Origin of the sequence: Phaeobacter gallaeciensis, assembly GCF_001678945.1 — a bacterium.
GTDB classification, from domain to species: Bacteria; Pseudomonadota; Alphaproteobacteria; order Rhodobacterales; family Rhodobacteraceae; genus Phycobacter; species Phycobacter gallaeciensis_A.
On sequence record NZ_CP015124.1, the window covers coordinates 684,208 to 698,928 of the forward strand.

At 60.2% G+C, this 14,721-nt stretch carries 13 protein-coding genes; 8 read left to right on the forward strand and 5 right to left on the reverse strand.

The features are described 5' to 3' along the window. From JL2886_RS03205 to JL2886_RS03225, 5 genes are all read left to right on the forward strand, one after another. Positions 1–1,320, forward strand: a complete 1,320-nt coding sequence (locus tag JL2886_RS03205) for a glutamine synthetase family protein (protein WP_065273508.1) — start codon at positions 1–3, stop codon at positions 1,318–1,320. A 57-nt stretch (positions 1,321–1,377) separates the two neighbouring features. Then, the gene (locus JL2886_RS03210; protein ID WP_065270693.1) at positions 1,378–2,058 is read left to right on the forward strand and encodes a type 1 glutamine amidotransferase; all 681 of its coding nucleotides are present in this window, start codon (positions 1,378–1,380) and stop codon (positions 2,056–2,058) included. Beyond that, the gene (locus JL2886_RS03215) at positions 2,058–3,416 is read left to right on the forward strand and encodes a glutamine synthetase family protein (RefSeq protein ID WP_065270694.1); all 1,359 of its coding nucleotides are present in this window, start codon (positions 2,058–2,060) and stop codon (positions 3,414–3,416) included. The genes JL2886_RS03210 and JL2886_RS03215 overlap by 1 nt, the downstream gene beginning before the upstream one ends. Before the next feature lie 73 nt (positions 3,417–3,489). Next, entirely contained in the window at positions 3,490–4,800 is a 1,311-nt protein-coding gene (locus JL2886_RS03220) for an NAD(P)/FAD-dependent oxidoreductase (protein ID WP_065270695.1), read from the forward strand. Between the two features lie 208 nt (positions 4,801–5,008). Beyond that, entirely contained in the window at positions 5,009–6,217 is a 1,209-nt protein-coding gene (locus JL2886_RS03225; RefSeq protein WP_065270696.1) for a DegT/DnrJ/EryC1/StrS family aminotransferase, read from the forward strand. A gap of 209 nt (positions 6,218–6,426) precedes the next feature. Here the strand turns inward: JL2886_RS03225 and phaR are convergent, their stop codons facing one another. After that, positions 6,427–6,993, reverse strand: coding sequence for a polyhydroxyalkanoate synthesis repressor PhaR (phaR, locus tag JL2886_RS03230; RefSeq protein ID WP_065273509.1), 567 nt, complete (start codon positions 6,991–6,993; stop codon positions 6,427–6,429). Positions 6,994–7,220: 227 nt separating this feature from the next. Between phaR and JL2886_RS03235 the strand changes: the two genes are divergently transcribed. After that, positions 7,221–8,093, forward strand: a complete 873-nt coding sequence (locus JL2886_RS03235) for an NAD-dependent epimerase/dehydratase family protein (protein ID WP_065270697.1) — start codon at positions 7,221–7,223, stop codon at positions 8,091–8,093. A gap of 140 nt (positions 8,094–8,233) precedes the next feature. Here JL2886_RS03235 and JL2886_RS03240 read toward each other — a convergent pair whose 3' ends face one another. Continuing rightward, positions 8,234–8,677, reverse strand: a complete 444-nt coding sequence (locus tag JL2886_RS03240) for a phasin, PhaP (protein ID WP_065270698.1) — start codon at positions 8,675–8,677, stop codon at positions 8,234–8,236. 133 nt (positions 8,678–8,810) lie between these two features. Beyond that, complete coding sequence (locus JL2886_RS03245; protein WP_065270699.1) at positions 8,811–10,613, reverse strand: PHA/PHB synthase family protein; 1,803 nt, start codon at positions 10,611–10,613, stop codon at positions 8,811–8,813. A 148-nt stretch (positions 10,614–10,761) separates the two neighbouring features. On the opposite strand from JL2886_RS03245, the gene phaZ reads away from it, so the two are divergent. Together phaZ and JL2886_RS03255 are read left to right on the forward strand one after the other, a co-directional pair. After that, positions 10,762–12,039 (forward strand): polyhydroxyalkanoate depolymerase, encoded by a 1,278-nt coding sequence (gene phaZ, locus JL2886_RS03250; protein ID WP_065270700.1) that lies wholly within the window; start codon positions 10,762–10,764, stop codon positions 12,037–12,039. 4 nt (positions 12,040–12,043) lie between these two features. Then, positions 12,044–12,634 (forward strand): DUF6151 family protein, encoded by a 591-nt coding sequence (locus tag JL2886_RS03255; RefSeq protein WP_065270701.1) that lies wholly within the window; start codon positions 12,044–12,046, stop codon positions 12,632–12,634. Between the two features lie 43 nt (positions 12,635–12,677). On the opposite strand, the gene JL2886_RS03260 is transcribed toward JL2886_RS03255, so the two are convergent. Beyond that, positions 12,678–13,436, reverse strand: a complete 759-nt coding sequence (locus tag JL2886_RS03260; RefSeq protein WP_065270702.1) for an alpha/beta fold hydrolase — start codon at positions 13,434–13,436, stop codon at positions 12,678–12,680. 126 nt (positions 13,437–13,562) lie between these two features. Continuing rightward, positions 13,563–14,695 (reverse strand): IS3 family transposase gene (locus JL2886_RS03265; protein WP_237028413.1). Its coding sequence is split into 2 segments (ribosomal slippage): positions 13,563–14,443 and positions 14,443–14,695, totalling 1,134 coding nucleotides; the frame shifts between segments, so codons are not numbered across the junction. Positions 14,696–14,721 lie beyond the last annotated feature (26 nt).

Genomic DNA, 14,721 nt, shown 5'->3' on the forward strand with positions numbered 1-14,721 from the left:
ATGGACCTGTCCGGCCTAAGAACCGTCCGCATTGCCGCCTGTGACATGAACGGACAGATGCGCGGCAAGCGCATGCCCGCAAGCGCAGCACATAAGTTGGATGATGGCACCGCGCGCATGCCGGTCTCGGTGCTCAACGTGGATATCTGGGGTCGCGACATCGAAGACAGCCCGCTTGTGTTCGAGACCGGCGATGCCGATGGTATCCTGCTGCCCACGGACCGGGGCGCCGTGCCCATGCCCTGGCTCAGCACGCCGTCCGCCCTGGTTCCGATGACCATGATGCTTGAGGATGGAACGCCGTTCATGGGCGACCCCCGTCAGGTTCTGGCCCACGTTCTGCAGCGCTATGCGGCACGGGGATGGAGTGTGGTTGCCGCCACCGAAATGGAATTCAACCTTGTGGATGATGGCGGCGCCCAACCCGGCCCACCGATTGATCCGCTCACCGGACGCGAGCTGGACCAGCAATCGGTTCTGTCGGTGGCCGAGCTCGACGCCTTTGACGCCTTCTTTTCCGATGTCTACGAGGGCGCCGAGGCGATGGGCATTCCCGCCAAGGACGCCATCTCCGAAGCCGGCCTCGGCCAGTTCGAGATCAACCTTGACCATCAGGATGCCATGCGCTGCGCCGACGATGCCTGGCTGTTCAAGGCCTTGATCAAAGGTCTGGCACGCAAACACGGGTTTGCCGCGACCTTCATGGCGAAACCTTATGCCGAGGAAGCCGGTAATGGCATGCACGTGCATTTCTCGGTGGTGGACGAAGCCGGAAACAACATTTTCGACAATGGCACCGACGCCGGGTCAGAGCTGCTCCTGAACGCGGTGGCCGGTTGTCTGGCCGCCATGCCCGCCAGCACCCTGATCTTTGCGCCCCACGGCAATTCCTATGACCGGCTGATCCCCGGCGCCCATGCACCAACCAGCGCGGCCTGGGCCTATGAAAACCGTACTGCCGCAATCCGCATTCCCGGCGGCAGCCCCAAGGCGCGCCGGATCGAACACCGCGCCGCAGGCGGGGACATCAACCCCTACCTGATGCTGGCCACTGTACTTGGCGCGGCCCTTGTCGGGATCGAGGACGCAATGCAGCCGCCTGCCCCCTCGAGTGGGAATATCTATGACATCAAGGGCCTGCCGCAGCTTGCCGCGACATGGCAGGAAGCAATCGACCTGTTCGAGAGCGATCCCATCATCGCCCGCATCCTGCCAAAAACCGCGATCCGCAATCTGGTGATGACAAAACGGCAGGAACTGGAGGAATTCGCCCGCCGCCCTAAAGAGAGCCACTGGCTGTCCTGGCTCGAAGCGGTATGATCCCTTGCCTGGCCTTTATGGCTCGGCTACAATAAATTTGATCAAATTTGGTGACCCATGAAAATCGGCATTCTGCAAACCGGCCATGCCCCGGACGACCTGATCGACAGCTCAGGTGATTACGACCAGATGTTCTGCGACCTGCTGGCCGGGCACGGTTTTGAATTCCAGACCTGGGCCGTGGTCGATGGGGCGTTCCCGGACGGTCCCGATGCGGCGGACGGCTGGATCATCACCGGATCCAAACACGGCGCCTATGAAGACCATGACTGGATCCCGCCGCTAGAGGAGTTGATCCGCAAGATCGACGCCGCGAAACGCCCCATGGCAGGGATCTGTTTCGGACATCAGATCATCGCACAGGCCCTCGGCGGCAAGGTCGCCAAATTCGATGGCGGCTGGGCGGTGGGTCATGTGACCTATGAACAGGACGGCCAGCCGGTGACCCTGAACGCCTGGCATCAGGATCAGGTTGTGACCCGCCCCAAAAGCGCCCGGGTGCTGGCCGGCAACGATTTCTGCGAAAACGGAATCCTGGCCTACGGTGACCACATCTGGACCGTGCAGCCCCACCCCGAATTCTCCAACAGTTTCGTACAGGGCCTGATCGAGAAACGCGGCCGCGGCGTAGTGCCGGACCCCATTCTGGAGCGCGCAGCCGCAGGCCTCAGCACCCCCGTAGACAACCTTAAGATCGCAACCTTCCTCGCAGAGTTTTTGAAGAAAGAGAGGACCTGATGTCCGCCTGGCTCGATACGCTTCCCGACGCCGCCAAATCCTACCTGGAGGGCCGTCGTCTTGACGAGGTGGAATGCGTTATCTCGGATCTGCCGGGCATCGCCCGCGGCAAGGCTGTCCCGGCCACCAAATTCGCCAAGCAGGAATATTTCCACCTGCCCGACAGCATCTTTTACCAGACTATTACCGGGGACTGGGGTGAGGCCGCCGACGAGGATGGCTTCATCGAAAAGGACATGACGCTTTATCCCGACATGACCACCGCCACGGCGGCGCCGTGGACCGGGGACTGGACGCTTCAGGTCATTCACGATGCCTTTGACCGCGACGGCAACCCAATTGCCTGCTCGCCCCGCAACGTGCTGAAACGCGTTGTGCAACTTTACCACGACAAAGGCTGGGAGCCGGTGGTTGCACCCGAGATGGAGTTCTTCCTGGTTGCACGCAACGTCGACCCGGCCCATGAGATCAAACCGATGATGGGCCGCTCGGGCCGCCCCGCGGCGGCGCGGCAGGCTTACTCCATGACGGCCGTGGACGAATTCGGCCCGGTGATCGACGATATCTACGATTTCGCCGAGGCACAGGGGTTCGAGATCGACGGCATCACCCAGGAAGGCGGCGCCGGGCAGCTGGAAATCAACCTGCGCCACGGCGACCCGGTGAAACTGGCGGATGAGGTCTTCTACTTCAAACGCCTGATCCGCGAGGCCGCGCTGCGCCACGACTGTTTCGCCACTTTCATGGCCAAACCGATCGAGAATGAGCCCGGATCGGCCATGCATATCCACCATTCGATCATCGACAAGGCCACCGGAGAGAACATCTTCTCCGGACCCCAGGGAGGTGAAACCGACGCCTTCTATCACTTTATCGCCGGTCTGCAGAACCACCTGCCTGCCGGGATCGCAGTGATGGCACCCTATGTGAATTCATACCGCCGCTACGTGAAGGATCACGCCGCGCCGATCAATCTGGAATGGGGCCGCGACAACCGCACCACCGGCATCCGGGTACCGCTGTCCAGCCCCTCGGCCCGCCGGGTGGAAAACCGCCTCGCTGGCATGGATTGTAATCCGTATCTGGGGATCGCCGTGTCGCTGGCCTGTGGCTATCTTGGCCTGATCCAGGAAGAGCGCCCGCGCCGCCAGTTCAAGGGCGATGCCTACGAGGGCGAAGGCGATATTCCGCAGGTCATGGGCCAGGCCCTGGATCTGTTCGATACGGCCACCGAACTGCACGAAATCCTCGGCCCCGAGTTCGCGCGCGTCTATGGCATCGTCAAACGCAGCGAATACGAGGAATTCCTGCAGGTGATCTCTCCCTGGGAGCGTGAACACCTGCTGCTGAACGTCTAGGCAGCAACCGTTCCTGCCCACTTCCCGACCACCGTGCCGCTGCTGCGGCGCGCCCGCCCGCATGAGGTATTCTATGGCTTTGAACCTGCTTTATTCCAACGACCGCAAGGGTCAGTACCCTGCCAGCTGGTACAATGCGACGGCGACAGAGCAAAAGCCCTATGACGCCCTGCGCGGGGATATACGGGCCGATGTCTGCATCGTCGGCGCGGGCTACACCGGCCTGTCCGCCGCGCTGCATCTGGCGGAGGCAGGCATGGAGGTTGCGCTTCTCGACGCTCACCGCGTCGGCTTTGGCGCCTCCGGGCGCAATGGCGGGCAGCTCGGCAGCGGACAGCGGATGGATCAGGAAGATCTGGAAAGCTTCATGGGCGAAGCCGAGGCCCTGAAGCTCTGGCGGCTGGGGGAAGAGGCCAAGGATCTGGTCAAATCCCTGATCGCCCGGCACGATATCGACTGCCACCTGAAACCCGGCGTGGCCTGGACCGGCTCCTCATGCAGTGAGGTGTCGCATCTGCACGACTATGCGCGCCACCTGCAGGATTGGTACGGCTACGATCAGATCGAAGTTCTTAACGACGACGCATGCCTCAAGCTTTGCCCTTCGCCCGATTACAAGGGGGGCTTTCTGGATCATGGCGCCGGGCATCTGCACCCGCTGAACTATGCGCTTGGCCTCGCCCGCGCAGCCGAGGCCGCAGGCGCCAAGATATACGAGCAGAGTGAGGCGCTGGAGATCACCGAAGGCGCCGAGGTCACTGTGCGCACCGCCGAAGGCACGGTCACGGCAGACCACCTGATCCTGGCCTGCAACGGCTATCTTGGCGGACTCAACCGCCAGGTCGCGGCCAAGGTCATGCCGATCAATAATTTCATCGTCGCAACCGAGCCTTTGGGGGATCGCGCCAATCAGGTGTTGACCCGCGACGTGGCGGTGGCGGACAGCAAATTCGTGGTCAACTATTTCCGCCTCAGCCATGACAAGCGGCTGCTGTTCGGCGGCGGCGAAAGTTATGGCTACCGCTTCCCCGCCGATATCGAAGCCGTGGTGCGCAAGCCGATGCATCAGATCTTTCCGCATCTGAGCGACGTGCGCGTCGATTACGCTTGGGGCGGCACGCTGGGCATTACAATGAAACGGATGCCCTATCTGGCACGGCTGGCGCCAAATGTCCTGTCGGCCTCGGGTTATTCTGGCCATGGGGTCGGCACCGCCACCCACGCCGGGCAATTGATGGCGCTTGCCATTCAGGGGCAGGCCGAGGGTTTTGACACCATGGCACGGGTTCCCGCTCCGGCCTTCCCAGGCGGACCGCGCATGCGCTCACCGCTGCTGGCCCTCGCCATGACCTGGTACGCGCTGCGCGACCGGCTTGGTATTTGATCCGGCTCTGATCCCCTCCTCTTTTACCATCCCCTGCCGGGACCGACGGCCAGAACGCACCCCGTGCCTTCTGGCCGTTGTCGCTCTGCGCGCCTTCGCAACAGTTCTGTGAAATTTTCACCCCTGCGCCGGGAAATGCACCGTCGGCCTTGGCTTTGCGCGCCCATTGTTTTAGATTTATGAAATGATCCATTTGGGAAATTGAAATATGACGCAGCCACCGAATGTTCACGACGCCGAACCGATCCCCGCAGCAGCCCGCGAAGCCATTGATGCGCTGATGCAATCCGGCGATCTGTTTCGCTATACCGCGCCCCAGGATGCCCCTGTTGCCCTGCTGGAACAGGAATTCGCGGAACTCATTGGCTGCAAATATGCCCTCGCCGTCTCTTCCTGCTCGGCTGCGCTGTTCCTGTCGCTGAAGGCGCTGGACCTGCCGCGCGATGCCCGCGTCCTGATCCCCGGCTTCACCTTCGCCGCGGTGCCCTCTTCGGTGGTACATGCCGATTGCGTTCCGGTCCTCTGCGAAGTTGGCGAGAACTACCGCATCGACATGGCCGCTTTTGAGGCCCGTCTGGATCAGGATATCGCGGCCGTCATCATCAGCCACATGCGCGGTCACACCTCGGATATGGACGCGATCATGGCGCTTTGCGATGCGCGCGGCATTCCGGTGATCGAAGATGCGGCGCATTCGCTTGGCACCACCTGGAACGGTCAGAACATCGGCACCATCGGCCGGATCGGCTGCTTCTCCTTCCAGTCCTACAAGATGCTCAACGCAGGTGAAGGCGGCATCTTGATCACCGATGATGCCGAACTGGTCGCCCGCGCAGTCATCATGTCCGGCGCTTATGAGCACAACTGGCAAAAGCACAAAGGCCCCCGCGGCGAAAACACCCCGGATCTGGCGCAAGCCTTTGCCAAGTGGCAGAACCAGCTGCCGCTTTATAACCTTCGGATGAGCAACCTGTCCGCTGCCGTCATCCGCCCGCAGATCCCGGAACTGGCCCGCCGGGTCCGCGACGGTCTGAAGAATCACGATTACGTCGCCGCCCGTCTGAACGCCGCGCCCTATTTCGATGTGCCCGCCCCGCTGGCGCCCGAACAGCGCGCCCCGGACTCGATCCAGTTCAACCTGGTTGGCATGACCGAGGACGACATCAGAGCCTTTGCCAAATCGGCCGCGGAAAAAGGCGTCAAGGTGCAGGTCTTCGGTCTCTCCGAGGACAACGCCCGCGCCTTCTGGAACTGGCAGTTCCTCAAGGACCTGCCCGAGCTGCCGCAGACCCGCGCCATGCTGATGAAAGCCTGCGACGTGCGCCTTCCGGTCCGCCTCACCAAGGATGAGCTGGACGTGATCGTCGACATCCTGCTCACTGCCGCCAGCGAAACCATGGAACGGGTCGCCGCCTGAACCGGCCCTGCGGTCTGCTCCGCCGGGCGACCGCCCGGCGCCGAGTCCAACGGATCCGGATCCCCCCAATGGGGTGTCCGGGATCGGGCGGGAGCCTGCCGCCCCTTGCCGACTTATCGCGCAGTAAAGCCTGACCCAAGATACGAAAAAACCCGGGCTTGCCCCGGGTTTTTCTCTTTCCTCCGATCAGACGCTTTCTCGTGCGTCCGTCACTTTATCTTCGACAGCTTGTCCTGCAATTCGCTCAGCTGGCGCTTGATCGATTCCAGATCTTCTTCGCCATCAGCATCCGATTTCGCGCCTTCCGGTTCCGGGCCGCTGCCGCCGCTCCAGCCGCCGGACAGGCCACCGGTCATTGCCTTGAGGAAAGCTTCCTGCTGAACCTTCATCGCTTCGAACCCAGGCATCGTGGCCATCGGGTTCATCGCCGACATGTTTTCCATCATCTTGGACTGGCTGTCGCGCAGCATGTCGAATGAGGTCTGCAGGAACTGCGGCATTACCCCGCCGCCTGGCACCATATAGCTGCGGACCAGATCATTCAGCACATTCACCGGCAGCACGTTTTCGCCGCGGCTTTCGTGTTCTGCAATGATCTGCAGCAGATACTGGCGTGTCAGGTCGTCCCCCGTTTTCAGGTCGACGATCTGGACCTCGCGTCCATCCCGGATAAACCCAGCAATATCCTCCAGCGTGACGTAGTCGCTGGTCTCCGTGTTATACAGCCGACGGCTGGCGTAGCGTTTGATAAGCAGGGGTTTTTCCTGTTCCGCCATGGTCATACCTCCCCAGACATGATGCATTGCAGAAACCCTATGCGAGCGCAGAACAAAAGAAAAGCCTCGCGCCGCTTTGGAAAACAATTGTTCTCACTGTCCCTCTGATCCGCCTTTGTGAACCATCGGTCAAAACTGTCTTCACATCAAGAAAACCACCTTGACCTAAAGTATACTTGAGATTTTACCTCAGACCTCACAATCAGTTTCAGACCGAAGGACGAAACATGCGGGTATTGTTGCTTGGCGCGACAGGATCAATCGGAACCGCCATCACGCGTGAACTGGTCGGCCGGGGCCATCAGGTGACCGGTCTGGCCAGATCAGAGGCCAGCGCGCAGAAGATCGCCGCCCTTGGCGGTAGCCCCCTGCCCGGTGACCTGCGGCAGCCTGAGGCATGGGCGCCCGTGGTGAAAGAGGTCGATGCCGTTGTGCAGGCCGCCGCGACCTTTGATCAGGACATGGGAGAGACCGACGCGCGTGCCATAGAGGCGATCCTTGATCATGCCGCGGATCGAGACACCCCGCTGCGATTGATCTATACGGGCGGCTGCTGGCTCTATGGCGCAACCGGCAACCGTATTGCCGATGAAACCTTGCCCAAACGGCCGATTGCCAGTTTCGCCTGGATGACAGAACAAAGCCGGACAGTACTGCAGGCGAAGGGGGTTTCAGGCGCCGTAATCCACCCCGGGATGGTCTATCATGAAGACGGCGGCGGCGTCTTCGAACGCTACCTGACCGCAGCCCGCAGCGACCAGCCGATCGAAATCTGGGGCAGTTTAAATACTCGCTGGCCGCTGGTGCATCGTTACGATCTGGCGGTGGCCTATCGCATCCTGTTGGAGCGTCCCGATCTGACGGGGGAATTCAACGCCTGCGCCCAAAGCGGCGTCGCGGCATCGGACATCGTCGCCCATATCGCGCAGCAGACGGATCATGCGGGCGGGTATATGGTGCGCACGCTCAAACACGTTCTGTGTAAATACGGGGCCTGGGCCGAGGGGCCGACGCTGGACCAGCAGATGTGCGCGGAAAAGCTGCGGCGCCTGTGTGGCTGGACACCACGATACCGTTGTTATTCGATGGCCACCTTCTGACAGCCTGCATCGGCGGCCACAAAAGCAACAGTCCGAAAAAACCGTTCCACAATATAAAAAGGGCAGGCCCGCGTGGCCTGCCCTTTCATCACAATCCGGCACTGATTGGGAGGAGAGCTGGTGCCGTCTTGTGGACTTTCTTATTTGGTTGCAGCTTTCTTGGCTGCGGTGGTCACCTCTTCGGTGGCCTTTTTCACGGCGGCAGTCGCTTCTTCGCTCATATCCTTGCCTGCGGCCATCAGCAGCTCGACGGTGTCGGTCTGTGCTTTCTTGGCAACTTCGGCAAAGGCAGCCATGTTTTCGGCAGCCACTTCAGCAGAGGCGCTGGCGAAATCGGTTGCGGCTTTGGCATAGTCGGCAGGCTCGGCCTGGACTTTGGACATCGCGCCCATCTTGGACAGGGTGTCTTTGGTCCATTTGGTCGAAATCTCGGCGGACTGCTCGGCAGCACCGATCGCAACGGCGGCCAGCTTTTCATTCAGAGCAGCAGAGCTCTTGAAGGCATCTTCCATGGCCTTGGTGTCCATGGGGAATGCGCCCATCATGTCTTTCATCATCGCGGTAAAATCTTGGGTCTTAGCCATCGTACTAGTTCCTCTCGTTGCCGTGGCAGGGAGATGCCCGCCCGCTGTGTCTGACAACAATATGCTTTCTGCATCGCAGCATTTCAAGAATTTTTTGCTGCAATGCAGAAAAATTATGGGAACCGCAGCAATATCAGGACTTTACCATCTTGCGCACATAGTCGCCCGGGGCCTGCACCAGTGGCGGATGGGTCGAATCACCCGGTTCGCGGGCTGGAACCTGCTTGCCGGAACGCTTTTTCAGCCAGGCTTCCCAGCGCGGCCACCAGGACCCTTCATGGAAGGTTGCGCCTTCCATCCAGGCAGCGGCATCCAGTTTCAGATCGTCATTGGTATAGTGACCATACTTGTTGCGGGTGGGCGGGTTCACGATGCCCGCGATATGGCCCGACTGGGAAACGATGAAGTTCTTGCTGCGCGATCCCATCTGCTGCACGCCGCGATAGCAGTCCTTCCAGCGGGCGATGTGATCCGTTTCGCAGGTGACGGCCATCAGCGGAATGTCGACATCTTTGAGCTGCAGCTTGTGCCCCAGCAGCTCAAAACCGTCCTTGGCAAACTGGTTTCCCTGACATAGCCCACGCAGGTATTGGATCGCCATCTTGCCCGGCAGGTTGGCGCCATCGCCGTTCCAGTAGAGCAGGTCAAAGGCAGGCGGCGTCTCTCCCATCATATAACTGCGGATCGCCGGCCCGTAGACCAGGTCATTGGCGCGCAGGAAAGAGAAGGTCCGCGCCATGATATAGGAGGGCAGCATGCCATCGTCGCCGATCTGCTCCTCGATGGCATCCACGAAATCGTTTTGCAGGAAGGGCGTGAATTCCCCCTGATCGTCAAAATCGGTCAACGCGGTAAAGAAGGTCGCCGATTTCACCGATTTGTCGCCGCGCTGTTTCAGCAGTGACAGGGTCAGACCCAGCGTTGTGCCAGCGATGCAATATCCGACGGCGTTGATCTGTTTGACCTTGCAGATCTCCTTCACCTGCTCGATCGCGGTCAGGAAACCGTCCTGCACATAATCCTCAAGCCCCACATCCGAATAAGAGGCATCCGGATTGACCCAAGAGACCACGAACAAGGTATAGCCCTGATCGGTGACCCATTTGATCAGGCTGTTCTGCGCCTTGAGGTCGAGAATGTAGAACTTGTTGATCCAGGGCGGGAACAGCAGGATCGGCGTTTCATGCACCGTATCCGTGGTCGGGCGGTACTGGATCAGCTCCATCATGCGGTTGCGATAGACGACTTCACCCGGGGTGGTGGCCAGATTGCGGCCAATTTCAAAGGCGGTATCATCCGCCAGCCGGACCACTAGCTCGCCATCATTGGCTTCGAGATCCGCGACCAGATTTTCCAGCCCTTTGATCAGCGACTGGCCCTCGGTCTCCAAAGCCCGCTCCAGCGCATCCGGATTGGTGGGCAGAAAATTGGTCGGCGCCATCATGTGAATGATCTGGTCCGCGAAATAGGACAGCCGCTGCCGGTCAACCCGGTCCAGATCGCCCGCCTCGTCAACAGCCTCGCGGATAGCGGCGGCATTGGTCATGTACTGCTGTTTGATAAAGCGGAAATAGGGGTTCTTGTCCCACATCGGATTGGTGAAGCGGCGGTCCGAGGGTGCATCGTCGCCTTCCCCGTCCTGCTGCCCGGCCAGCGCCTGCTGGGCCTCGGCGAAATTCAGCACCGATTTGCCCCAGTATTCGATCTGATGTTCCAGCAGCTTTGCCGGGTTTTGCAGCATAGAAGCCCAGTAAGACGTTGCTGCACGTGCGAACAATTCCTGATTCGGACCGTCCAGTCCGGGATGATGCGGCTTCTTGCTTGCCATCACCTCGACCAGCCGTTTCGACAGATGTTCTACCTTTTCTAAATTTTCCTTAAGTCGATCAATGTGTTCTGGAGAAGTTCCGGCACCCTGCACGTCACTTGTTGTCATCTTAAGGAATCCCCCCTAATCTTTCTGCTATGCAGAATACTTGCTCAGGTAGTCTACGAGAAAGTGACAGCAAGTTCTAATCTCTGCACTTAATCCGCCCATGATTTATGATAATGGGTTGCAGGGCGGACACCTAAAGGAGACACCCATGCGCTACATGATGTCCTACGACCTGATGGAAACGACCCGGAACATGAACCAGTGGCTGGGGGCGACCGCATTGTCGATGGCATCCTATCCGGCGTTTTCCGCGATCCCCAATCCGGCGCTCAACTGGCTGGCCGCATGGGGTGAGGTCACGGAGCGCACCTTTCAGCGCATGGTTGCCCGCCCCGACTGGGGTATCGGCACCTTCACCTGTGAAGACGGCAAGGACCATACCGTCGAAATCGACACGGTTCTGGAGCGCCCCTTTGGCGATCTGATCCACTTCCGTGTCGTCGGCCGCGAAGTGCAGCCGCGCAAGGTGCTGCTGGTGGCGCCAATGTCCGGACACTACGCAACCCTGCTGCGCTCGACCGTCAAAAGCCTGGTGGAAAACTGCGAGGTCTATGTCACCGACTGGCACAACGCCCGGGACATCCCGGTCTCCGCTGGCAAGTTCGACATCGAGGATTACACCCTTTATCTGGTGGATTTCATGCGCGAGATGGGTCCTGAAACCCATGTCATCGCCGTCTGCCAGCCCGCCCCGCTGACCCTCGCCGCCACCGCCTATCTGGCCGAGCAGGACCCCGAAGCGCAGCCCTCCTCCCTGACACTGATCGGTGGCCCGGTGGACCCGGATGCAACGCCGACCGAAGTCACCGATTTCGGCCGCCGCGTCACCATGGGCCAGCTTGAGGAGACCATGATCCAGCGGGTCGGTTTCAAATACGCAGGCGTCGGCCGCAAGGTCTATCCGGGCCTGTTGCAACTCTCGTCCTTCATGTCGATGAACATGGACCGCCACTCCAAAGCCTTCATGGATCAGATCCAGCGGGTCAGCAGCGGCGAAGCCTCTGATCACGACGCCCATAACCGGTTCTATGACGAATATCTGGCGGTGATGGACATGACTGCGGAATTCTACCTGTCGACCGTGGACCGCGTGTTCAAGAAAGGCGAGATCGCCAAGAACGAATTCGTCGTCGATGGTCACAAGGTCGATATCGGCAAGATCACCGATGTGGCGGTCAAGACCGTCGAAGGTGCCAATGATGATATCTCCGCCCCCGGGCAATGTATCGCGGCGCTGGACCTTTGCACCGGCCTGCCGGATTCGAAAAAGGCCAGCCATGTGGAACCGGGCGCCGGTCACTACGGGATCTTTGCGGGCCGCAGCTGGCGCAACAACATCCGGCCCTTGGTGATCGAATTCATGAATGCCAACAGCCGTCCAAAGGGTAAGGCAAAGCGGAGCAAACCCAAGATCGCAGCGGTCTGATCCGATGGCGTCGGAGCAGGACCATTCAGGCCGCGCCTTCTCCTGTTCTTGCGGGACAATGCAGGGATACATCACGCCAGAGGCGCTGAAGTCGGGCACTCATATCGCCTGTTTCTGCGCCGATTGCCGTGCCAACGAGCTCTATCACCACAGGCCGGATCCTGCCCCGGGTCCGGTGGCGCTCTTCCAGATGTCGCCGGATGGCATCCACATCACCCAAGGCGCGGAGGAACTGCGCCTGATGCGGCTCAGCCCCAAGGGGTTGTTTCGCTGGTACGCAGGCTGCTGCGGCATGCCCTTCGCCAACACGCTCGCGAAACCCGGCCTGCCCTTCGCCGGGATGCGTACCAATCTGTTCGACCAACCCGAGATATTCGGCAAGATCCGCACCCGCGCCTTTGAACCCCAGCCGGGAAGACCGCCCCGCACCAAGGGCGCCGGGACGATGGTCTATGCCCTGTTCCGCCGCATGATCACCGCGCGCCTGTCCGGCAAGTGGAAAGAGACTCCTTTCTTTGAGATCGAAACAGGCCGCCCAGTGAGCGAGCCAATCGTGCTGAGCAAGGCAGACCGAGATGCCCTGACACAGGGCTGAAGCCCCCCTCGCCACACATCAATACTCTGCCGGGAACGCCGGATCAGGCCTGATGGGCCGCGTCTGGCGCGCGCGACAACCAGTACAGCAGCGCCCGGTTCACCGCCTCGGGCTGCTCCAGCACCGGCAGATGCCCTGCACCAGAGATCACCTCCAGCTCCGCATGCGGGATCAGACCGGCGAGAAATTCATGCCGTTTGACGGGCGTCAGTCGGTCATATTCGCCGCACAGGATCAGCGTCGGGACATGACAGCGCCGGGCCACGCCCTGCTGATCCATGCGCCGCTGCAAGGCCCGGCTTTGCGCGACGAAAAGATCGCTGCCCAGATGCATCCCCATCTGCCGCACCGTGTTCAGGACCTCCAGCCGCCCAGGTCCGGGCGCCAGGCAATCCGCAGGCAGGGCCTTGGCAAGCATCTCTTCCAGCCGCCCGGTGCGGGCCGCCACGATCATCGGCTCCCGTTCGGCGGCCTGCGCCGGAGTTTCCGCCAGAGGCGTGGTGTCCATCAGACACAGGCGGCTGACCCGATCCGGCGCACGGCGCAGGATCTCAAGCGCGATAATCCCGCCCATGGACAGCCCGGCCAAGGCAAACCGTTCGGGCAGCATGTTCAGGATGTGCGCGGCAATCGCCTCAATCCGGTCACCGCCCAGCAGTGGCGCCACCGTGACCGGCAGATAGGCCGAAAGCGCCTCGATCTGCGGAGCAAAGACGCGCGCATCGCACATCATCCCGGGCAGCAGCACCAGCGGTTCTAATCCAAGCTGGGCCGAAGCATCCGGGGAGGTGGTGTATTGCATCTGCGGTGCCTCGCTGTTCTGCGCCCTGCAGTCTGCCGCAAGGTCACACAGGTATCATACTGCAACAGAGGTGGTCCTGCTTTTTCGACCAGTTTGCAGCCTTTTTAAGGTGGATCAGGGTTTCATTTAGGCTGCCATTCTCATCGGTTCTGTTTTGCTTTCATAGGCCTCGTTGGGGGTCAATATGCCGTGGGTCGAATGCGGGCGCTCGGAGTTGTAATAGGTCTGCCATTTGCCGATCCCAGTCCGCATTTCTGATCCCGTTTCAAAGGCGTTCAGATAGACGCACTCGTATTTCAACGACCTCCACAGCCGTTCGATCATGCGATTGTCGCGCCAAGCGCCTTTCCCGTCCATGCTGATCTTGATCTTTGCGTCTGTCAGCACGTCGATCCACGCACCGCTGGTGAACTGACTGCCTTGATCGCTGTTGAAGATTTCCGGCGTACCGTACTTGGTAATGGCCTCTTTCAAAGCCTCGACGCAAAAGTTCGCATCCATGCTGTTCGACAGCCGCCAGGACAAAACCTTGCGGCTGTACCAATCCATGATGGCCACAAGGTATAAGAACCCGCGCCGCATCGGTATGTAGGTAATATCTGCGCACCAGACTTGGTTGGGACGATCAATCACCATATTGCGCAGCAGGTATGGCCAAATCCTATGCTGTGGATGCTTCTTGCTGGTATTGGGTTCCTGGTAGATTGGCACCAACCGCATAAGCCGCATCAAACGCCGGACGCGGTGTCGGCCACAGCGATGATTGTTACGCTTCATAAAACGGGCCATCTGACGCGATCCGTACCAAGGCGTTTCCAGAAATTGCTTGTCGATGATTTCCATGAACCGCAGGTTCTCGGCGCTTTCGCCAACGGGCCGATAGTAAAGCCGTGACCGCGACAACTGCAACAGTTCGCACTGTTTACGAAGGCTTAACGGATGATCCCGGCTCACCATTTCTTGCCTCGCGTCCCGAGCAACTGATGCGAGGCTTCGGCTAAAAAATCCCGTTCCACCACCAACTGGCCGATCTTCGAATGCAGCTTGTCCACGTCGACGGCACTGACCTGCCCAGGGGCCGGACCCCGGCGCGTAAATGCTGTCGTCATGTTCTCTATCGCTGCCCGCTTCCAAGTGCCGATCTGGGTCGGATGCACGCCGTATTTCTTGGAAAGTTCCGCCAGCGTCATCTCCTCGCGGATCGCTTCAAGCGCGACCTTAGCTTTGAACTCAGGCGAATGGTTCTTTCGTTTCTTCATTCTGGATCACTTCTTTCGTCATGCGA